The sequence below is a fragment of the Faecalibacterium sp. OF03-6AC genome (assembly GCF_003478175.1).
GTDB lineage: Bacteria > Bacillota > Clostridia > Oscillospirales > Ruminococcaceae > Faecalibacterium > Faecalibacterium taiwanense.
Genome location: NZ_QUEN01000017.1, coordinates 1 through 18,324, shown reverse-complemented (window position 1 = coordinate 18,324; position 18,324 = coordinate 1). Strand labels below are relative to the sequence as shown.

Annotated in this window: 23 protein-coding genes; 19 read left to right on the top strand and 4 right to left on the bottom strand. The window is 54.3% G+C overall.

The genetic code is table 11. The features are described 5' to 3' along the window. Nucleotides 1-498, top strand: a 498-nt coding sequence (locus DXA66_RS13545) for a DUF975 family protein (RefSeq protein ID WP_243089110.1), incomplete at its 5' end; no start/stop codon positions are given. Between the two features lie 318 nt (nucleotides 499-816). Here the strand turns inward: DXA66_RS13545 and DXA66_RS13540 are convergent. Beyond that, the gene (locus tag DXA66_RS13540) at nucleotides 817-1,023 is read right to left on the bottom strand and encodes a DUF6219 family protein (RefSeq protein WP_082210884.1); all 207 of its coding nucleotides are present in this window, start codon (nucleotides 1,021-1,023) and stop codon (nucleotides 817-819) included. 275 nt (nucleotides 1,024-1,298) lie between these two features. On the opposite strand from DXA66_RS13540, the gene DXA66_RS14460 reads away from it, so the two are divergent. From DXA66_RS14460 to DXA66_RS13445, 18 genes are all read left to right on the top strand, one after another. Next, entirely contained in the window at nucleotides 1,299-1,853 is a 555-nt protein-coding gene (locus DXA66_RS14460) for a DUF134 domain-containing protein (RefSeq protein WP_199663714.1), read from the top strand. Then, complete coding sequence (gene rbr, locus DXA66_RS13525; protein ID WP_005946411.1) at nucleotides 1,789-2,331, top strand: rubrerythrin; 543 nt, start codon at nucleotides 1,789-1,791, stop codon at nucleotides 2,329-2,331. The genes DXA66_RS14460 and rbr overlap by 65 nt, the downstream gene beginning before the upstream one ends. Nucleotides 2,332-2,352: 21 nt before the next feature. Next, nucleotides 2,353-2,727, top strand: coding sequence for a desulfoferrodoxin family protein (locus DXA66_RS13520; protein WP_005946408.1), 375 nt, complete (start codon nucleotides 2,353-2,355; stop codon nucleotides 2,725-2,727). A gap of 121 nt (nucleotides 2,728-2,848) precedes the next feature. Next, nucleotides 2,849-3,046, top strand: coding sequence for a ferredoxin-thioredoxin reductase catalytic domain-containing protein (locus DXA66_RS13515; protein WP_097771466.1), 198 nt, complete (start codon nucleotides 2,849-2,851; stop codon nucleotides 3,044-3,046). Nucleotides 3,047-3,064: 18 nt separating this feature from the next. Further along, a complete protein-coding gene (locus DXA66_RS13510) occupies nucleotides 3,065-3,535 on the top strand; it encodes a GTP pyrophosphokinase family protein (RefSeq protein ID WP_243089109.1) in 471 nt (156 codons plus the stop codon). Between the two features lie 370 nt (nucleotides 3,536-3,905). Beyond that, on the top strand, nucleotides 3,906-4,337 hold the full coding sequence (locus DXA66_RS13505) for an Rrf2 family transcriptional regulator (protein ID WP_015536758.1): 432 nt from the start codon (nucleotides 3,906-3,908) through the stop codon (nucleotides 4,335-4,337). 22 nt (nucleotides 4,338-4,359) lie between these two features. Beyond that, complete coding sequence (locus DXA66_RS13500) at nucleotides 4,360-6,273, top strand: acyl-CoA dehydrogenase family protein (RefSeq protein WP_112146297.1); 1,914 nt, start codon at nucleotides 4,360-4,362, stop codon at nucleotides 6,271-6,273. Nucleotides 6,274-6,296: 23 nt separating this feature from the next. Further along, nucleotides 6,297-7,508 (top strand): FprA family A-type flavoprotein, encoded by a 1,212-nt coding sequence (locus DXA66_RS13495; protein ID WP_118529282.1) that lies wholly within the window; start codon nucleotides 6,297-6,299, stop codon nucleotides 7,506-7,508. Nucleotides 7,509-7,673: 165 nt separating this feature from the next. After that, entirely contained in the window at nucleotides 7,674-10,190 is a 2,517-nt protein-coding gene (locus DXA66_RS13490) for a ribonucleoside-diphosphate reductase subunit alpha (protein ID WP_187119406.1), read from the top strand. 10 nt (nucleotides 10,191-10,200) lie between these two features. Continuing rightward, on the top strand, nucleotides 10,201-11,244 hold the full coding sequence (locus DXA66_RS13485; RefSeq protein ID WP_097777348.1) for a ribonucleotide-diphosphate reductase subunit beta: 1,044 nt from the start codon (nucleotides 10,201-10,203) through the stop codon (nucleotides 11,242-11,244). A 34-nt stretch (nucleotides 11,245-11,278) separates the two neighbouring features. After that, on the top strand, nucleotides 11,279-12,142 hold the full coding sequence (locus DXA66_RS13480) for a nitroreductase family protein (RefSeq protein ID WP_118529280.1): 864 nt from the start codon (nucleotides 11,279-11,281) through the stop codon (nucleotides 12,140-12,142). Between the two features lie 222 nt (nucleotides 12,143-12,364). Beyond that, entirely contained in the window at nucleotides 12,365-12,688 is a 324-nt protein-coding gene (locus tag DXA66_RS13475; RefSeq protein ID WP_097771457.1) for a co-chaperone YbbN, read from the top strand. A gap of 14 nt (nucleotides 12,689-12,702) precedes the next feature. Then, the gene (gene trxB / locus DXA66_RS13470; protein ID WP_118529279.1) at nucleotides 12,703-13,632 is read left to right on the top strand and encodes a thioredoxin-disulfide reductase; all 930 of its coding nucleotides are present in this window, start codon (nucleotides 12,703-12,705) and stop codon (nucleotides 13,630-13,632) included. Between the two features lie 392 nt (nucleotides 13,633-14,024). Beyond that, nucleotides 14,025-14,204 carry a transcriptional repressor gene (locus DXA66_RS13465; protein WP_187357371.1) on the top strand — a complete coding sequence of 60 codons (180 nt, stop codon included), beginning with the start codon at nucleotides 14,025-14,027 and terminating at the stop codon, nucleotides 14,202-14,204. Then, nucleotides 14,201-14,710 carry a ferritin gene (locus tag DXA66_RS13460; RefSeq protein ID WP_179859643.1) on the top strand — a complete coding sequence of 170 codons (510 nt, stop codon included), beginning with the start codon at nucleotides 14,201-14,203 and terminating at the stop codon, nucleotides 14,708-14,710. The genes DXA66_RS13465 and DXA66_RS13460 overlap by 4 nt, the downstream gene beginning before the upstream one ends. 124 nt (nucleotides 14,711-14,834) lie before the next feature. Continuing rightward, nucleotides 14,835-14,993 carry a nitrous oxide-stimulated promoter family protein gene (locus tag DXA66_RS14780; protein ID WP_118529278.1) on the top strand — a complete coding sequence of 53 codons (159 nt, stop codon included), beginning with the start codon at nucleotides 14,835-14,837 and terminating at the stop codon, nucleotides 14,991-14,993. A gap of 68 nt (nucleotides 14,994-15,061) precedes the next feature. After that, nucleotides 15,062-15,676 carry a class I SAM-dependent methyltransferase gene (locus DXA66_RS13450; RefSeq protein WP_097771445.1) on the top strand — a complete coding sequence of 205 codons (615 nt, stop codon included), beginning with the start codon at nucleotides 15,062-15,064 and terminating at the stop codon, nucleotides 15,674-15,676. 24 nt (nucleotides 15,677-15,700) lie between these two features. Then, a complete protein-coding gene (locus DXA66_RS13445) occupies nucleotides 15,701-16,021 on the top strand; it encodes a diguanylate cyclase domain-containing protein (protein ID WP_097777337.1) in 321 nt (106 codons plus the stop codon). A gap of 460 nt (nucleotides 16,022-16,481) precedes the next feature. On the opposite strand, the gene DXA66_RS13435 is transcribed toward DXA66_RS13445, so the two are convergent. The 3 genes from DXA66_RS13435 to DXA66_RS13425 all read right to left on the bottom strand — a co-directional run bounded on the left by DXA66_RS13435 (nucleotide 16,482) and on the right by DXA66_RS13425 (nucleotide 18,304). Next, nucleotides 16,482-16,811, bottom strand: coding sequence for a hypothetical protein (locus tag DXA66_RS13435; protein WP_097778305.1), 330 nt, complete (start codon nucleotides 16,809-16,811; stop codon nucleotides 16,482-16,484). A 55-nt stretch (nucleotides 16,812-16,866) separates the two neighbouring features. After that, nucleotides 16,867-17,808 carry a hypothetical protein gene (locus tag DXA66_RS13430; RefSeq protein WP_118529276.1) on the bottom strand — a complete coding sequence of 314 codons (942 nt, stop codon included), beginning with the start codon at nucleotides 17,806-17,808 and terminating at the stop codon, nucleotides 16,867-16,869. A gap of 136 nt (nucleotides 17,809-17,944) precedes the next feature. Beyond that, nucleotides 17,945-18,304 (bottom strand): DUF2500 domain-containing protein, encoded by a 360-nt coding sequence (locus DXA66_RS13425; RefSeq protein WP_118529275.1) that lies wholly within the window; start codon nucleotides 18,302-18,304, stop codon nucleotides 17,945-17,947. Nucleotides 18,305-18,324 lie beyond the last annotated feature (20 nt).

Genomic DNA, 18,324 nt, shown 5'->3' with positions numbered 1-18,324 from the left:
AACCTTGTAGATGGAAAGGATGCTGCCATCTCGGATTTGTTCTCTCAGAAAGACCGTCTGTGGGATGGCTTCTGCATGAAATTCCTGCAGGGTCTGTATATCGCCCTCTGGTCGCTGTTGTTGGTAATTCCGGGAATCGTGAAAACATACAGCTATGCGATGACACCTTACATCATGTCCGAGCATCCTTCGCTGACCGCAAATGAAGCGATCACAGAATCCCGGCGAATCATGGACGGCAACAAATGGCGGCTGTTCTGTCTGGATTTCAGCTTCATTGGCTGGGAGCTGCTTTGTTCGTTGCCACTGTATGCCGGGGGTTTTCTGGTTCTCAAATATTTCACCGGTTCAGAGGCTATGGCGATTTCTCTTGTTCTTCTGCTGACAATTCCATTGAGCATTGGCTTCTTTTTTGTACGCCCCTATGAGGAAGCTGCATGGGCCACTTTCTACCGCGATATTACCGCAGCACCTACCGAACCGGATGAAGCATACTGACTTTTATACTATTTCGCAGATGTGACCGGATTTTCGAGGTGGTCTGCGTATGGATAAGAAACCTGACCGTTCCGAAATAATTACAATGAGCCTCTTGTATGCTTTAACGCTGGTGCTTACGGTATTAAAAGTGACGAGAACGTTTTCACTGCCTTGGTTGTGGGTACTGGGTCCACTTTGGCTTGGCACACGTCGGTACTGTGATTAGGGCTGCTTGCGCTGGGAGATCTCTCCCAGCGTTTTCTCTATGAAAGAAAGTTGCTGGAGAAAAAAATTCTCCAGCAACTTTGTCTTTGATGAATAAAGGAAATTTTTTGTTTAACTATTCTCACTATTATTTGATTTAGTGATTTTTTTCTTCTTTGGAGAAACCAGTTTGTGACCGGAATAAATGGACATACCCATACAAAGCAGTGAAGAATAGGCAAAGTATTTATGCGCAGTCATAGATTTTTTGATTCCAGAATAAATGCATCCCAACATACAGAAAAGTGCGCCTAAGGACCAGTATTTATGTGATTTCATGATTTGATACCTCCTTTGATTTAACTGATTCAATTATAACGTTTTTTTACGAAAATGCAAGCATTACCGGGAACGCTTTCATGTGGATGCTGTGACTGCCGCTACGGTCATGATCGGTGGGCATTACGCACAAGGCTCACATGTAGCATTCGACTCCGAATATCAGCCGGCACACATATGAGGACGGAAAATGTAGCAGCTTTTGAAAAAATTGCTTTTTTCTGCTCAAAGTGCTACAATCGGAATATACCGAATACAAAGGGAGGAAAGCTCCCATGCCAAGACCGCCACGGTGCCGTCAAATTTGTGGCGTACCACAGGTCGATACATTCTGTCCCAACGGGTGCGAGAATACCGAGCCGATCCTGCTGACGCTAGACGAATACGAGGTCATTCGGCTGGTTGACTTGGAGCAGCAAACCCACGAGCAGTGTGCCGCTCAAATGGACATTTCCCGCTCTACCGTGCAGGAGATTTACGAAAGCGCACGGAGCAAGATCGCAGCGTGTCTTGTCCACGGGAAACCGCTGCACATCACCGGGGGAAACTACCGCATCTGCGGAGGACAGGAGGCAGCTCACTGCGGCCGTTGCTGCCGGATGCAGAGAGCCAACATGGAAAAATCAGGCAAAACTTGCAAAGGAGATTCTATTATGAAAATTGCAGTTGCCTATGAAAACGGTCAAATCTTTCAGCACTTCGGTCACACCGAGCAGTTCAAGCTTTATGAAGCTTTGGACGGCAAAATCACTCATAGTATCCACCATGAAAGAGACGAAATACGCAGGAACTCAAACCGAAAAAAACCTGATGGCTGCCTTTGCCGGTGAGTCCGAGGCACGCAACAAGTACACCTATTTTGCATCCAAGGCCAAGAAGGAAGGCTTTGAGCAGATCGCGGCACTGTTCCTCAAAACCGCTGATAATGAGAAGGAGCACGCCAAGCTGTGGTTCAAAGAACTGAACGGCATTGGCGACACCGCAGAAAACCTTCTCTCCGCCGCTGAGGGTGAGAACTACGAGTGGACGGATATGTACGATGGCTTTGCCAAAACTGCCGATGAGGAAGGCTTTCATGAGCTGGCCCAGCGTTTCCGCCTGGTAGCCGCCATTGAAAAGCACCATGAGGAGCGCTACCGTGCCCTGCTGCACAATGTGGAGATGGCAGAGGTCTTTGCCAAGAGTGAGGTCAAGGTGTGGGAGTGCCGCAACTGCGGTCACATCGTCGTGGGCGAGAAGGCCCCGGAGGTTTGCCCCACCTGCAACCATCCCCAGAGCTATTTTGAAATTCACGCAGAAAACTATTAAAGAAAGAAAAGGAGAATTATCATGGAGCAGAAGTTTTACATTTGCAAGCATTGCGGTAACATCATTGCCAAAGTTAAGGACGCAGGCGTCCCTGTTGTCTGCTGCGGCGAGCCGATGAGCGAGATCGTTCCCGGCACCACCGATGCCGCCGTGGAAAAGCACGTCCCTGTCTGGACGGTGGAAAACGGCATCGTCCATGTCAAGGTCGGCTCTGTGGAGCACCCCATGCTGCCGGAGCACTACATCGAATGGGTATCTCTCCAGACCAAGCAGGGCAATCAGCGTAAGGAACTGCATCCCGGTGAAAAGCCGGAGGTCTGCTTCGCGCTCTGCGAGGGCGACGAGGTCGAGGCGGTCTACGCCTACTGCAACCTCCACAGTCTGTGGAAAGCGTAATTCACCTTCTTAAAATCCGGTGCTCAAAAAGCACCGGATTTTTTTTCAATGTAACCTCGTCACAGAAAAAGACTTTGTCCTGCGGTATGATAAAGCCACAATCAAGAAAGAGCTGGCGAACATGAAAATCAAGCTCAATCCCGATCAGGAGATTGTCAGCACCATCAGAAAAGGACTCAAGCGCACCGGCGGGTACTGCCCCTGCCGCAGGGAGCGCACAGAGGCAACCAAATGTATGTGCCAGGAGTTCAAGAATCCAATTGCAGATCCGGGCTTCGAGGGGGTCTGCCACTGTATGCTCTATTACAAATCCTTGTAGGATTAAGGGAGGAACGCTATGAAAAGTCGCTTGAAGTCGCCGTCCAGCATTATGAATAAGATGCAGAAGCGCGGACTTTCTCTGGATTTTCCGACCATGCAGGCAAATATCATGGATATTGCCGGTGTGCGGGTGATCTGCTCTTTCGAGGAGGATGTGTTCTTTTTGGCAAAGTGCTTAAAAGATCAGTCTGACATTGAAATCATCACGGAGAAAGATTATATTTCACACCCTAAGCCAAATGGCTATCGCAGTCTGCACCTGACGATCCGGCTGCCGGTATTCTTTGCGGAAAAAGAGATCCATGTGCCAGTGGAGATACAACTCCGTACAATCGCTATGGACTTCTGGGCAAGCCTTGAGCATACCATCCGCTACAAGAAAAACTTGCCGATCAATGCTGAAGTCGAAACTGAATTGAAAGAGTGCGCCGATTCCAGCAGAGAATGGGACAGCAAAATGGAACATCTACTGCACATCTTAACATAATGCGTCGGATATAAAATGAAAAGCACGCACTTTATTGCTTGTTTCAGTTGGATGGCTTAGGCTTGTCAGGAATCGCCTCATCCGCCTTGGATGGGCGACCCCTGCGAGCCCCAACCAATTTCTCCGCTTTCTGGTTTTCAGGCATAGTCTTTTCTGCTTTCGGCGGACTGCCACGGCACAGCTTTTTCGGCTTCTATAATTGTAAGGAACATGGCTTTTCGCTGAATGGAAAGCGAAGCTGACCCGGGCTGGGGCGGTCTGTGCTGGGGCGGTCTGTATTAAAGCGATATTTTTTTTGAAATAATCTTGACAAAATTTATCAAGATTGATATGATGGTATTAACAAGCAAGCGAAAAGAGGATGTGGAGCATGATCATCACCAAAGAGACGGACTACGCGCTGCGCATTTTGCGGGTGCTGCTGGACGGGGAGAAGCATTCGGTGGCCGAGATGTCGGAAACGGAATTGATCCCCAATCAGTTTGCCTACCAGATTCTGCGCAAGCTCTCCGCCGGCAATTTGGTGCGGGTGAGCCGCGGCGCTCTCGGCGGCTGCGAGCTGTCCTGCGATCTGGACGCGACCTCCCTCTACGATCTCATGGGGGTCGTGGGGGAGCGGGGCATCCTGTGCGCCTGCATGGAGCCGGGATATGAATGCCGCTGGCAGGACAAGCATGGGAGGTGCACCATCCACTGTCAGCTGGCGGCCTTGCAGCAAAAGCAGGACGAGGCGTTCCGTGCCGTGAGCCTGCGCAGGCTGCTGACCGGCGGATCCGATCCCCAAGATACAAGCAAGCTGTAAAATTTTAAAAGGAGGTACCCGTATGCTGTTTCAAACCACGTCGGCGCACGAAGAGCTGCGCGCGAAGATCCGGAGTTTTGCGGAGGAGGAGATCAAGCCCCTCGCATTTTTAATGGATCAGAACAATGAGTTTCCCGAGGAGGCTGTCAAGAAGCTGGGTAAGCTGGGCTGGATGGGCATTCCCTACCCCAAGGAGTACGGCGGTGCCGGTCTTGATGCTCTGAGCTACGCCATCGCGGTGGAGGAGCTGGCCCGTGTGGACGGCGGCACGGGCGTAATCCTCTCCGCCCACGTCTCCCTCGGCTCATGGCCCATTTTCGCCTATGGCACCGAGGAGCAGAAGAAGAAATATCTGGTTCCGCTGGCCAAGGGCGAGAAGATCGGCGCCTTCGGCCTTACGGAGACCAACGCCGGATCCGACGCCGGCGGCACGGAGACCACGGCGCTGGATAAGGGGGACTACTACCTCCTCAACGGCGGCAAGATCTTCATTACCAACGCCCCTAAGGCGGACACCTATGTGGTTTTCGCCGTCACCACGCCGGACATCGGCACCCGGGGCATCTCCGCTTTCATCGTGGAGAAGGGCTGGAAGGGCTTTGAGTTCGGCGACCACTATGACAAGATGGGTATTCGCTCCTCCTCCACGGCGGAGCTGATCTTCAACGACGTGAAGGTTCCCAAGGAAAACCTATTGGGCAAGGAGGGCGAGGGCTTCAAGATTGCCATGTCCACGCTGGACGGCGGACGCATCGGCATCGCCGCGCAGGCGCTGGGCATCGCCCAGGGCGCGTTTGAGCACGCGTTGAGCTATTCCAAGGAGCGCGTCCAGTTCGGCAAGCCCATCGCGGCCCAGCAGAGCATCGCCTTCAAGCTGGCGGACATGGCAACCAAGCTGCGCTGCGCCCGGTTCCTCATCTACTCCGCGGCGGAGCTGAAGGAGCAGCACGCGCCTTACGGCATGGAGTCCGCCATGGCGAAGATGTACGCCTCGGATATCGCGCTGGAGGTCACCAACGATGCCTTGCAGATCCACGGCGGCAGCGGCTACCTCAAGGGCATGGAGGTGGAACGGGCCTACCGCGACGCCAAGATCACCACCCTCTACGAGGGCACTAACGAGATCCAGCGGGTGGTCATCGCCTCTCATCTGTTGGGCAGGCTGGGCAAGAGCTCCGGCGGCGAGAGCCGTTCGGCGGCCAAGAAACCCGCGCCCATCACGGGCATTCGCAAAAAGACCATCTTCCGGGAGGGGGATGCTGCCCAGCAGGTGGCCGACCTTGTGGCGGCGCTGAAGAAGGATGGTCACGACTTCTCCGTCGGCATTCCTATGGATACGCCCATCCCGCAGGCGGAGCGGGTGGTCTCCGCGGGCAAGGGCATCGGGGAGAAAAAGAACATGAAACTGGTAGAGTCGCTGGCCAAGGCCGCCGGCGCGGCCATCGGTTCTTCCCGCCCTGTGGCGGAGACTCTCAAATATCTGCCGCTGAACCGCTATGTGGGTATGTCCGGTCAGAAGTTCACCGGCAATCTGTACATCGCCTGCGGCATCTCCGGCGCATCCCAGCACCTTAAGGGCATCAAGGACGCCTCCACCATCGTGGCCATCAATAAGAACGGTAACGCGCCTATCTTTAAGAACTGCGACTACGGCATCGTGGGCGATGTGGAGGAGATCCTGCCCCTGCTCACTGCCGCGCTGGATAGCGGCGAAAAGCTGCCCGCGCCGCCCATGGTAAAGATGAAGCGGCCCACGCCGCCGAAGCCCGCCCCCATCGGCGACCGCTACGTCTGCAGCGGCTGCGGCTACGAGTATGTGCCGGAGTTGGGCGACGAGGACGGCGAGATCGCGCCCGGTACGCTCTTTGAGCAGCTTCCCGCCGAGTGGGTGTGTCCCGAGTGCGCGGAGACGAAGGATCAATTTGTAAAGGCTTGAGGCCGTGAAGGAGGTAAGATAAGATGTATTGCGTGCGCAAAGTAACGAACGACCTCTACTGGGTGGGCGCCAACGACCATCGTCTGGCCCTGTTTGAAAACTGCTTTCCCATTCCCCGGGGCGTAAGCTACAACGCCTACTGCCTGCTGGATGAAAAGACGGTGCTCTTTGACACGGTGGACTGGTCTGCCTGCCGCCAGCTTTTGGAAAATCTGGCGTATGTGCTGGATGGCCGCGAGCTGGACTACCTGCTGGTCAACCATCTGGAGCCGGATCATGCCGCCTGCATCGAGGAGATCCTGCTGCGCCATCCCAAGGTGAAACTGATCTCCAACGAGAAGGCATTCATGCTCATGCGGCAGTTCGGCTTCCATGTGGACGGACATGAGTGCATCGAGGTGAAGGAGGGCGACACCTTCTCCTTCGGCAAGCACACCGTCACCTTTGTGGGCGCGCCTATGGTTCACTGGCCGGAGGCCATGGTGACCCTCGATGTCACCGAAGGCGTCCTCTTTTCCGCCGACGCCTTCGGCACCTTCGGCGCGCTGGACGGCAAGCTGTTCGCCGACGAGGTGGACTTCGAGCGGGACTGGCTGGACGACGCCCGCCGCTACCTCACCAACATCGTGGGCAAGTACGGCCCCCACATCCAGCTCCTGCTGAAAAAGGCCGGCGGCGTTTTGGATCAGATCAAGTACATCTGCCCGCTCCACGGCCCCGTGTGGCGCAAGGATCTGGGCTGGTTCATTGAAAAGTACGACACATGGAGCCGCTATGCCCCTGAGACCCAGGGCGTGCTCATCGTCTACGCCTCTATGTACGGCAACACGGAGAACGCGGCGCAGGCGCTGGCGACGTCGCTCTGCGATAAGGGCATGAGCAAGGTGGCGATGTACGATGTGTCCTCCACTCATGTCTCCCAGCTGATCTCCGAGGCGTTTAAGTACAGTCACATTGTCCTGGCCTCTGTGACCTACAACCTCGGCATCTACCCTGCCATGCATGACTTCCTCATGGATATGAAGGCACTGAATCTGCAAAACCGCACCTTTGCCATCATTGAAAACGGCTCATGGGCGGTGAAGTCCGGTGACCTCATGCAGAAATTCGTCAACGATGAGCTTAAGAACATGACGGTGATCAACGAGCGGCTCAGCCTCGCCTCGTCCATGGGCACGGACAAGCGCACTGAGCTGGAAGCACTGGCGGACGCTATTCTGGAATCTATGAAGTAACTGGCAGGAAAGCCAAAACCAAGACAACAGACAACAAACAGCCCCGCCGCGTCGGCTGCAGAAAAACCGGCTTTCAAAAACAGAGCGGGCAAGCGTGATACTGCGCTTGCCCGCTCTTTGCTCAAAAGGACATGAGAAGTGACCGGAGAAGATGAGAGGATCGAAATGGAGATCAGAAAACGAAACGGGGAGTCTGTTCCCTTTCAACAGGAGAAAATTTTCAACGCCATGAAAAAGGCGTTTGACGGACAGGGCAAGGAGATCGGGAGCAGAGAGATGGATGAGATCCTCGCCACCGTTCTCAACAATCTCTCCGTCACAGTGCCGCTCACCGTGGAACGTGTGCAGGACGAGGTGGAGCGAACGCTCATGGAGCGCGGACACTATGAGGTGGCCAAGGCGTACATCCTCTACCGCGAAAAGCGGTCTGCGCTGCGCCGTGTCCGGCATACCATCGCGCGGACGGTGGGGGATGACTCGCTTGACGAGGTGCTGCGCCGCATCCAGATGGATTTTACCGAGGAAGTCTACTCCCTCGCGGCGCTTCAAATGAAGTTTGAGAGTTTCTGTCGCCTGGGCATGACAGAGGATGAGCGGGCTGAGGCACTGACCAAGGCGGCGGTAGAGCTGACTACGGCAGAGGCACCCAAGTGGGAGTTCATCGCGGCGCGGCTTCTGAACCACTCCTTTCGCTGTCGCAACGCACAGGAATGGGAGGGGCGCGGCGTCTGCGACCTCTATGGCAAGCTTCGCTATCTGACGGATAAGGGACTCTACGGTGACTATATCCTTGCCCACTATACCCACGAGGAGATTGACATGGCGGAGGACTTTCTCTGCCCGGAACGGGACGAGCTGTTCACCTACTCCGGCCTTGACCTGCTGCTCAAACGCTATGTGATCCAGTCACGCAGCCGCGTGCCGCTGGAAACACCGCAGGAAATGTTTTTGGGTATCGCGCTGCATCTTGCTATGAACGAAGGCTCTGACCGCATGGGGTGGGTAAAACGCTTTTACGATATGCTCAGCCGTATGGAGGTCACGATGGCGACACCTACCATGTCCAACGCACGAAAGCCCTACCATCAGCTTTCAAGCTGCTTTGTGGACACTGTGCCGGACAGTCTGGACGGCATCTACCGCTCGCTGGACAACTTCGCAAAGGTCTCTAAATTCGGCGGTGGAATGGGGATGTACTTCGGTAAGGTGCGCGCTGCAGGCAGCACCATCCGCGGCTTTCAAGGGGCGGCGGGCGGTGTTATCCGCTGGATCCGGCTGGTCAACGACACCGCCGTGGCGGTGGATCAGTTGGGGATGCGGCAGGGCGCTGTGGCGGTTTACTTAGACGCATGGCACCGGGATCTGCCGGAATTCCTTCAACTGCGCACCAACAACGGCGACGACCGCATGAAGGCACATGATGTGTTTCCCGCCGTGTGCTATCCGGATCTCTTCTGGCGACTGGCGGAGGAGAACATAGATGCGCCGTGGCATCTCATGTGTCCGCATGAGATCCTCACGGTCAAGGGCTACGCACTGGAGGATTACTGGGGTACAGAATGGGAGAAGCGGTATCTGGACTGCGTCAATGACCCGCGCATCGAAAAGCGCAGCGTCACCGTCAAGGACATCGTGCGGCTGGTGCTTCGCTCGGCAGTGGAGACCGGCACACCCTTCGCTTTCAATCGAGACAGTGTAAATCATATGAACCCAAACGGCCACACGGGAATGATCTATTGCTCCAATCTCTGTACGGAGATCGCGCAGAACATGGCGCCCATCGAGCACATCAGCACTGAGGTGCACACGGAGAACGGCGACACAATTGTGGTGACGGCCACACGCCCAGGCGAGTTTGTGGTCTGCAATCTGGCGAGTCTGTCTCTCGGTAATCTGCCGGTGGAGGACGAGGCCTATATGGAACGCACGGTGGAAACGGCCATCCGCGCACTGGATAATGTGATTGACCTCAACTTCTACCCGTTGGAATACGCGCGGCTTACCAATCAGAAGTACCGCAGCATCGGCCTGGGCGTCAGCGGCTACCACCACATGCTGGCAAAGCGCGGCATCCACTGGGAGAGCGATGAGCACCTTGCTTTCACCGACGCAGTGTTCGAGCTCATCAACTACGCCGCCGTCAAGGCGGACACAGCACTGGCACGGGAAAAGGGTCGTTACGCGCTCTTTGAGGGCAGCGACTGGCAGACGGGCGCGTATTTTGAAAAGCGGGGTTATACCTCCGAAAAGTGGCGGGCGCTTGCGAAAACGGTGGCGGTGCAGGGAATGCGCAACGCCTATCTGCTGGCGGTCGCACCGACCTCCAGCACATCTATCCTCTCCGGCACGTCGGCGGGCATAGATCCAATTATGAAGAAATTCTTTTTAGAGGAAAAAAAGGGCAGCATGCTGCCCCGCGTTGCTCCGGAGCTTTCTATGGATACATGGTGGTGCTATAAGGCGGCGCATCTGATTGACCAAAGCTGGTCGGTACGCGCCGCGGGCCTTCGCCAGAGACATATTGACCAGGCGCAGAGCATGAATCTCTATATCACCAACGACTATTCCATGCGTCAGGTGCTCAGACTGTATTTGGAGGCGTGGAGGGCCGGCGTCAAGACCATTTACTATGTCCGCAGCAAGGCCCTTGAGGTCGAGACCTGCGAAAGCTGCTCGTCATAAGGAGGATAGCATGACGGAACTGAAGAAAAAGCCCCTCTTTAACCCGGAGGGCGACCCTGATGTGCGCCTGCGGCGCATGATCGGCGGCAATACCACCAACCTCAATGACTTCAACAATATGAAGTACGCTTGGGTCAGCGACTGGTACCGGCAGGCCATGAACAACTTTTGGATCCCTGAGGAGATCAATCTCTCGCAGGATGTGAAGGACTATCCTCGCCTGCTGTCAGCCGAGCGCAGCGCCTACGATAAAATTCTGAGTTTTCTTGTCTTTTTGGATTCCATTCAGACAGCGAACCTGCCTAATATCGGCGCCTACATTACCGCCAACGAGGTCAATCTCTGCCTGTCCATTCAGGCGTTTCAGGAGTGTGTCCACTCACAGAGCTACAGCTATATGCTCGACACCATCTGTTCCCCCGTGGAGCGCAATGACATCCTCTACCAATGGAAAACGGACGAGCATCTGCTGCGCCGCAACACCTTCATTGGGGACTGCTACAACGAGTTTCAGGAGCGGAAGGACGCTCCCACGCTGCTGCGCGTGATGATGGCAAACTATATTTTGGAGGGCATCTATTTTTACAGCGGCTTTATGTTCTTCTACAATCTCTCCCGAAACGGGAAGATGCCCGGCTCAGCGCAGGAGATTCGCTACATAAACCGCGATGAGAACACGCACTTGTGGCTGTTCCGCAATATCATCACGGAGCTGCAAAAGGAGCAGCCGGAGTTGTTCACCGCCGAGAGCGTACAAGCGCTGCGCGAGATGATGCGTGAGGGCGTGGAACAGGAGATCGCATGGGGGCATTATGTAATCGGCGACGGCATCCCGGGGCTGAACCGGCAGATGATCAGCGATTACATCCGCTATCTCGGCAACCTCCGCTGGACGAGCCTTGGCTATCCCGCATTGTATCCAGGCTTTGAGAGCGAACCGGAGAGCATGGAATGGGTCAGCCAGTACGCCGACGCCAACATGGTCAAGACCGATTTCTTTGAGGCACGCAGTACCGCCTACGCCAAGAGCACCGCACTGATAGACGATTTATAAGAAAACCAAAGACATCAGAATAGGAGATATTACTATGAATTACAGCGCTATGATTCAAAATCGCAGATCCGTTCACGCATTCCGCGAAAAGGAAGTTCCGAGCGAGGCTATCGGCCAGCTCCGATCCTACTATGAAAAGACCTGCCCCCGTCTTGTCCCGGAGATTGCAACGGAGTTGATCGTCTTGGACAAGGATGCACAGCCGGCGCTGGAGAGCTCAGCGGGCTATAATCAATTTCTCATCGGAGCACCGCACTACCTGCTCCTTATGTCTGCCCCGCATTCCTATGCGGCCATCAACGCCGGCTACATGATGGAAGATCTCGTCCTCAAGCTGACTGAGTTGGACATTGACACCTGCTGGATGACCTTCACCGACAGCGACAAAATCAAAAAGGCACTGTCTCTCGCCACCCCGTTAGAGGTGGCGGCAATCGTTGCCTTTGGCTACGGGGAAAAGACCGCAAAAAAGCTGCGGCTGAATATCCTAAGTATGTCTCAGATCGATGTGCGGGCCGAGCAGCAGTACTACGCGCCCAAAAAGGGCGTGAATGATTTGGTTCACATGGGGAGCTGGAGCAACAAGTCTGGGCTTGACGAGATGATGGATTTCTACGACGATATGCTCTGGCAGTCCTTCTACGCCGCTTCGCTCTCCCCCAGCTATCTCAACCGTCAGCCCTATGGCTTCCTTGTGCAGGATCACAGCATCTATTTGGTGCAGCAGGAGGATGCCTACACCGATAATTTGGATGCCGCATTGGATCTCGGTATTGTCATGCTCCACTTCTCCGCCGTCGCCTCCCAGTGGGCGGGGCAGGTACGCTGGGAACTTTCACCTGCTGCGCCCGACGGCCTGCCGGAAGGACTTCGCACCGCTGCGGTGTACCACATGTAATGACTCTGGGGGAAGCAAGGCAACGGTAAAATGTGCGACCGTCGATCCGCGGTTGAGCGTATGTTTCATTAGAAAAGAAGAACCTATCCGTCAGAGTCTGAGTAAGGAAAATAGGAGGTATTTTTTATATGGCTACCGTCGTCTCAGGATGAGGTCACAATGTGGTGTGGGGCGAGACCGGAGTCTTGAGAACACCCAAACAAAGGAAAGGAGCTGACAGATATGGCAGCTATGAATATGAATCAGGAGCAGTTTAAGCAGTTAATCCGGGAGGAAAAGCCTGTTTTGGTGGATTTCTGGGCGCCATGGTGCAGCTATTGCCGGAAGATCGGCCCTGCGTATGAGAAGATTGGAGAGGAATACGCGGACAGCCTTGCAGTCGGCAAAATCAACATTGACGAGGAGCCGCGGCTGGCGGGGGCCGAGGGGATCGAGGACATCCCAACTCTGGTGCTGTACCGGAACGGAAAGGCCGTGGATTCCATCACCGCGCCCGGCTCAAAGGCAGAAATCGACCGTTTCATTCAGGAAGCCTTGGCGAAATAACGGAGGGTTCAGATATGAACAACAATCATGTTTATGATATGCTCGTGGTGGGCGGCGGCCCGGGCGGCTACACCGCCGCCCTGTACGCGGCACGGGCGGGGCTGGACACCGTCGTGCTGGAAAAACTGTCCGCCGGTGGGCAGATGGCCCTGACCGAGCAGATCGACAACTATCCCGGCTTTGAGGACGGGATCGACGGCTTCTCTCTGGCGGAGAAGATGCAAAAGCAGGCGGAGCGCTTCGGGGCACGCAGCGAATACGCAGAAGTCCTCCGCATGGATCTGACGGCGGTTCCCAAGCTCGTGGAGACCAGCGAGGGAATCTTCCGGGGGAAAACCGTGGTGCTGGCCACCGGCGCAGACCCCAGAACGCTGGGCGTTGCCGGAGAGACGGAGCTGTTGGGCCGGGGCGTGGCCTACTGCGCCGCCTGCGATGGGATGTTTTACAAGGGCAAAACGGTGGTCGTGGTGGGCGGCGGCAATTCCGCCGCGGCAGATGCCCTCCTTCTCAGCCGCGTGGCGAAAAAAGTGATCCTCGTCCACCGCAGAGACACCCTGCGGGCCACCAAGATCTATCACGAGCCGCTGGCACAGGCCGAAAACGTGGAATTCCGTTGGAACAGCGTCGTTTCCGCGCTGCTTTCCGGGGACAGGCTGACCGGCGTCCGCCTGCGGGACACCGTCACCGGTGAGGAAAGCGTGGTGGACTGCGACGGCGTATTTGTCAGCGTGGGCCGACAGCCCGCCACGGCGCTGGCGGTGGGTCAACTGGAGCTGGACGGCGGCGGCTATATCGTGGCCGGAGAGACCACGGAAACCAGTATTCCCGGCGTTTACGCCGTGGGCGACGTGCGGACGAAGCCCCTCCGTCAGGTGGTCACCGCCGTGGCGGACGGCGCGGTGGCAGTTCACATGGCGGAGAAATATATCGCGGAAAACCGATAAGGGAGGTAGATTGAAAAAGCCATGTTTAAGGTCAGGCCGGATACGACCGCAGTGGGGATGCCGACATATCTGCAAGGCAAACTGCCAGAGTGATGGCAGATAAGAAACCCATGTAAGATCGGGAGATATGTTGTCTCTCCATATCCAGTCCACGCAACAGTAAGCAACTGAACACAAAACACAGCCACAGATGTACTCTGCGGCTGTGTTTTTATGCGTAGTATACCGCGTGACAAGCGGTTTTACTGTGACGGCGTCACATAATTTGAGAAAATCGGCTTCGAGGCAGCTTTTGGAGCACAAGCCCTTTGTGGTTGTTGACAGAGAAAAAAATATAGGTATAATAAAAGCAAAATAATAAGACTCATTCTTGCATTTAGAGGGTTGGCGGTATGCCAAAATACGCAGAGGAGATATTGGCCGCCGTAACGGAGCTGCAGCAGCATCCCAAGGCGGAGCAGGTGTTCCTGGAGATGAAAAGGGAGCATCCCAGCATCGCTCTGGGTACGGTATATCTGCCCCCCCTGCCGGGAGCAGGAAAAAGACAATCTTATGGAGGAGAAGTATTATGAACGCAAACGTATCTAAGCTGCTCAACGAGCAGATCAATAAGGAGTTCTACTCCGCCTATCTGTATCTGGACTTTGCCAACTACTACGCCGCCGTCGGACTGGACGGCTTTGAGAACTGGTACCGGGTACAGGCGCAGGAGGAACGGGATCACGCCATGCTGTTTTATCAGTATTTGCAGAATAACGGCGAGGGCGTCACCTTTGAGGCTATCGCAAAGCCGGAGTGGGAGCGAGTCGATCACATGACCCCGCTGAAAAAGGCACTGGAGCACGAGAAGCTGGTCACCGCCAGCATCGATGCCATCTACGCCGCCGCACACGAGGTCAGGGACTTCCGTACCATGCAGACGCTGGACTGGTTCATCAAGGAACAGGGCGAGGAGGAGAAGAACGCCGCCGACCTCATTACCAAGATGGAGCTGTTCGGCGGTGACAGCAAGGGGCTGTATATGCTAAACAGCGAGCTGAAGGCACGGGTCTACACCGCGCCCTCGCTGGTGCTGTAAGCCCCGCGCGTCTGCGGGCTTTCGCATCAGGCAAAAGGCAGACTGCATACAGGTGGTCTGCCTTTTCTTCCACCAGACGGTTAGATTGTGCTAACTGCGTATAAAACAGAAAGGACTTCAGAACTTGAACAAGGAAAAGGAGACCGAAACCGTTACCCTCATGGTGCGCCGGTATTGTTGTGGCGTGCATTGGACAAGGGGCGAGGCGCTTTGTCCGGCGTGCAATGCACTGCTGGAATACGCCAGAGAGCGGCGGGACAGATGCCTGCACGGGAAAATTTAGTGGCACTTTGAATCCTTTCCGAGAGGCACAATGCGGCAAAAAATAAAGAAGAGATAAGGGCAACGGCTATGAAAGAACGAAAGACCTTCTGGGACAAAAATGCCGGTCGTTACGACCGCTTTATGCGAAAGGATCGGGCGGCATACGAAGAGATGTATAAACTGATCCGGCCGGTGGTGAAAGCCAAAACGGTGCTGGAGCTGGCGACCGGCACGGGACTGATTGCAAAGCACATTGTGAACGCGGCAGCGCACATCGAGGCGACGGATGCCTCTGCGGAGATGATTACCGAGGCCAAGCGTGATAACCACTCTGCCAAGCTGCACTTTTCCGTGCAGGATATGTTCCGCCTGCCCTATGCGGATAAGTCCTTTGATGTGGTGATCGTGTCCAATGCGCTGCACATCGTGCCGCAGCCGGAAAAAGCCCTGCAAGAAATCAAGCGGGTGCTGAAAGAGGACGGCGTGCTCATTGCGCCGACCTTCACCCACGCGGGAAACTCGTTTTCCGGCAAGGTCAAGGCATTTTTCATGAAGCTGGCGGGCTTCCCTCTCCACAGCAGATGGACGAGCGAGGAATACCTGCGTTTCCTGCGGCAAAACGACTGGACGGTGCGGAAAAGCGCTGTCCTGAAAGCTTCGTTCCCGCTGACCTATGCCGAGTGTGTAAAAATGGAGGTGTGATATGGATCTCAACGGCTTGAAGCGCTGCAACGACTGTTCGGCTATGCGGCGGGCGACGCCCTGATCTGCCGTGTAGCTGACGCGCTGAACGATGTGTTCCCCGGTGAAGCCTGCCGCATCGGCGGGGACGAGTTCGTGGTCATCTGCTGCCCGGTCACGCAGGAAAAATTTGAACAGCAGGTGGAAGCTCTGCGGGCGGCACTGGTCCGCCATCAGGTGGATGCAGCCATCGGCTCGTTCTGGCAGTCGTTGGTCGAAGACCTGCCCGCCTTCCTCCGCGAAGCCGACGACCGGATGTACAGGGAAAAAGAACGCCAGAAGCGCGCAGCGCGGCCCTCGGTTTAGGCGAACCGTTCTGGATCCAATAACCTCTTTGATAGAGTATCCAGGATTCTGGATTAAGAAGAGCCAGTGGTTTTGACTGATTACAGTTTACACCACCGGCTTTTCTTAATCAAGTTCGCACCTGAACAGTAACATAAACAACACGCATACTTCAAAATTCAAAAAACATCCATGGACTGCGGCCATGAAAATATGCTATATTAACTGTGGTTTACTTATGCTAACCAGGGGGGAAATGTACTTCATAACGCAGCACCCCATCACGATGACGGGAAGCACGGTTCGTAAACCGAGGTCGCCGACCCGCACATTTACATCAATCACAAGCCCTGCAAACCATGCCGCTAAAGTGAAAACAGTTGCCCAACCGTAACTCATAGAACTGTACTCCTTCATATGTGAATATTCAAAACTCTCTTCTCAGCTTCAGCTTTCATAGCTGCCCGCAAGGAACTTACATTTATTCGACTCGAATGTTTACCGGATTCAGTGTAAGGTTGCCTCCGCCCGCCACCTTATACCATTTGCCTCTTTCGAGTTTGATTCTTTCCGTTACGCCCTGTGTAATATATCCGATTCTGTATTTTTCTCCAGTCTCTACATCGGTAAAGACCACCTCAGTATCACAATCACCGCTCACTTTTACAGTTCCCCAAAGTGGCTGTATTTGTTCTGTCTTTATGGTGCCTTCATCGTTTGAAAGGGTGAAAGTATGGCTTCTCTGAATATTGATATAAATCGCCACCAGAAAAACCGTTGCCAGACATAAAGCAAACCTTCTTGTTTTCATCGAAACACCTCCTGCAAATTCGGTTTTATCGAATCATATCACATAAGCGGACTCTTCAAACATACAGTTCGGTTTCCACCGCAAGCTGCTCCTGCTTTTCTTTTTCGTCAGCGATTTGGACATCAACATCTTCGCGCATCTTTTTCAGAAGTGCAAGGACTCGCTTGATTTGATCCTTGGTGTTTTCCACTCTGCTCTGTGCCTGGTTGATGTGATCCAGAACTGCCCAGTCTGCAAAGAGGCCATCAAAGAAGAAATCCGCAAATTTCAGAAAGCTGTCTACTGTAATCTGAAGGTCGGCGGTGATTTCAACATCGGAAAGTTCAGTTTTGAACCGCCGCAGTTCCACTTGAAGCTGTTCGATTTGTTCCTGAGCATCGTCCAGTTCTTCATACTTGGCAAGATCGGCCATCAAACCGCCGCCCATTACGTCCCATGTACTCCAGCCCTCGGCATTGTCGAGGGTTTCCAGAACTTCATTGACCGTATGCAGGGCGGTCTTTCCAGCGTTGATGGCTTCCAGCAGCTCCCGCTTTTGGACTTTCAGTGCGGCAATACGGCTTTCGCTTTCCGCAACCTGCTGTGCGGCAGGGTGGGCAGATGCTTTGATGCTTTTGATTTTTTCGGAAAGAGCAGCTTGATACTGCCTTTCGCAATCGGACAGCCGTGCCAGTCTATTTTGAATCTGCTCCAAGTCGGCATCAACGGAAGAAAGGTCATGGAGAGCCGCATCGTACTTGACACGGGCTGCATAGGCTTCCTGCCGTTCTTTGTCCAGCTTTTCATCCATTTTTCCAATCACTTGATAGAAAAATGCGGCAAGGCTGTGCCCCTCCAGACGGTCCACATCAGCCTGTTCTGCCAGCTTGGATTTTTCCAGCTTTTTCAGACGATCAGCAAGCGTATCTCTCTGGGCAGTCAGTTCTTTCTGCTTTGCTTCACAGTTCTTCTTTTCTGCGACCTGCTGCCAAAGTTCTTTCAACGTAGAATCACTCATATGGAATGTCCTTTCCCGGCATTACAGTTCTTCGTTCAGAAGCTGGTTCAAAAAATGCTGCCGATTATTTACAAATGTTTTGGTGATAATGTAGCTGTCCGTACAGTACTCCTTACTATATAATGTAGGAGAACGCTTAGTTCCGCTCGAACCCAAGATAGCGGGTGCCCTGAAAACTCAGCTTTCCAATGTCGCCCTCCACAAGCATTCCGTAGTCCGAACCACTTACGGTAAGCTCCATGCGGTCGCCGCTCTCTACCTGAAAGGTCACATAATAGGTCGTGAACGTATGCGCCATCGTATTGTCTGTATGGTGGCGAGAAACTTCCGTGCGCTTTGCCACAACCGTTGCCGGAACAGTCAGCCGCGGCGAATGGTTGTTTTTATTCCATGTGCTGATATTTCCGATGATGGTGTATAGGATCATACCCAAAACCACAAGGAACAGGATGGGAAACAGAATGCTGAACAGCATATCAATTCCAGCGTAAAACATCTTATTCCTCCAAAATTTCT

What these genes read in the sequence shown, in the direction of transcription:
- DXA66_RS14460 (WP_199663714.1), top strand. Translation starts at nt 1,299, where the DNA reads ATGCCAAGACCGCCACGGTGCCGTCAAATTTGTGGCGTACCACAGGTC.
- DXA66_RS13510 (WP_243089109.1), top strand. Translation starts at nt 3,065, where the DNA reads ATGAAAAGTCGCTTGAAGTCGCCGTCCAGCATTATGAATAAGATGCAG.
- rbr (WP_005946411.1), top strand. Translation starts at nt 1,789, where the DNA reads ATGAAAGAGACGAAATACGCAGGAACTCAAACCGAAAAAAACCTGATG.
- DXA66_RS13490 (WP_187119406.1), top strand. Translation starts at nt 7,674, where the DNA reads ATGGAGATCAGAAAACGAAACGGGGAGTCTGTTCCCTTTCAACAGGAG.
- DXA66_RS13495 (WP_118529282.1), top strand. Translation starts at nt 6,297, where the DNA reads ATGTATTGCGTGCGCAAAGTAACGAACGACCTCTACTGGGTGGGCGCC.
- DXA66_RS13430 (WP_118529276.1), bottom strand. Translation starts at nt 17,808, where the DNA reads ATGAGTGATTCTACGTTGAAAGAACTTTGGCAGCAGGTCGCAGAAAAG.
- DXA66_RS13460 (WP_179859643.1), top strand. Translation starts at nt 14,201, where the DNA reads ATGAACGCAAACGTATCTAAGCTGCTCAACGAGCAGATCAATAAGGAG.
- DXA66_RS13475 (WP_097771457.1), top strand. Translation starts at nt 12,365, where the DNA reads ATGGCAGCTATGAATATGAATCAGGAGCAGTTTAAGCAGTTAATCCGG.
- DXA66_RS13505 (WP_015536758.1), top strand. Translation starts at nt 3,906, where the DNA reads ATGATCATCACCAAAGAGACGGACTACGCGCTGCGCATTTTGCGGGTG.
- trxB (WP_118529279.1), top strand. Translation starts at nt 12,703, where the DNA reads ATGAACAACAATCATGTTTATGATATGCTCGTGGTGGGCGGCGGCCCG.
- DXA66_RS13425 (WP_118529275.1), bottom strand. Translation starts at nt 18,304, where the DNA reads ATGTTTTACGCTGGAATTGATATGCTGTTCAGCATTCTGTTTCCCATC.
- DXA66_RS13515 (WP_097771466.1), top strand. Translation starts at nt 2,849, where the DNA reads ATGAAAATCAAGCTCAATCCCGATCAGGAGATTGTCAGCACCATCAGA.
- DXA66_RS13500 (WP_112146297.1), top strand. Translation starts at nt 4,360, where the DNA reads ATGCTGTTTCAAACCACGTCGGCGCACGAAGAGCTGCGCGCGAAGATC.
- DXA66_RS13465 (WP_187357371.1), top strand. Translation starts at nt 14,025, where the DNA reads ATGCCAAAATACGCAGAGGAGATATTGGCCGCCGTAACGGAGCTGCAG.
- DXA66_RS13485 (WP_097777348.1), top strand. Translation starts at nt 10,201, where the DNA reads ATGACGGAACTGAAGAAAAAGCCCCTCTTTAACCCGGAGGGCGACCCT.
- DXA66_RS13520 (WP_005946408.1), top strand. Translation starts at nt 2,353, where the DNA reads ATGGAGCAGAAGTTTTACATTTGCAAGCATTGCGGTAACATCATTGCC.
- DXA66_RS13435 (WP_097778305.1), bottom strand. Translation starts at nt 16,811, where the DNA reads ATGAAAACAAGAAGGTTTGCTTTATGTCTGGCAACGGTTTTTCTGGTG.
- DXA66_RS13480 (WP_118529280.1), top strand. Translation starts at nt 11,279, where the DNA reads ATGAATTACAGCGCTATGATTCAAAATCGCAGATCCGTTCACGCATTC.
- DXA66_RS13450 (WP_097771445.1), top strand. Translation starts at nt 15,062, where the DNA reads ATGAAAGAACGAAAGACCTTCTGGGACAAAAATGCCGGTCGTTACGAC.
- DXA66_RS13540 (WP_082210884.1), bottom strand. Translation starts at nt 1,023, where the DNA reads ATGAAATCACATAAATACTGGTCCTTAGGCGCACTTTTCTGTATGTTG.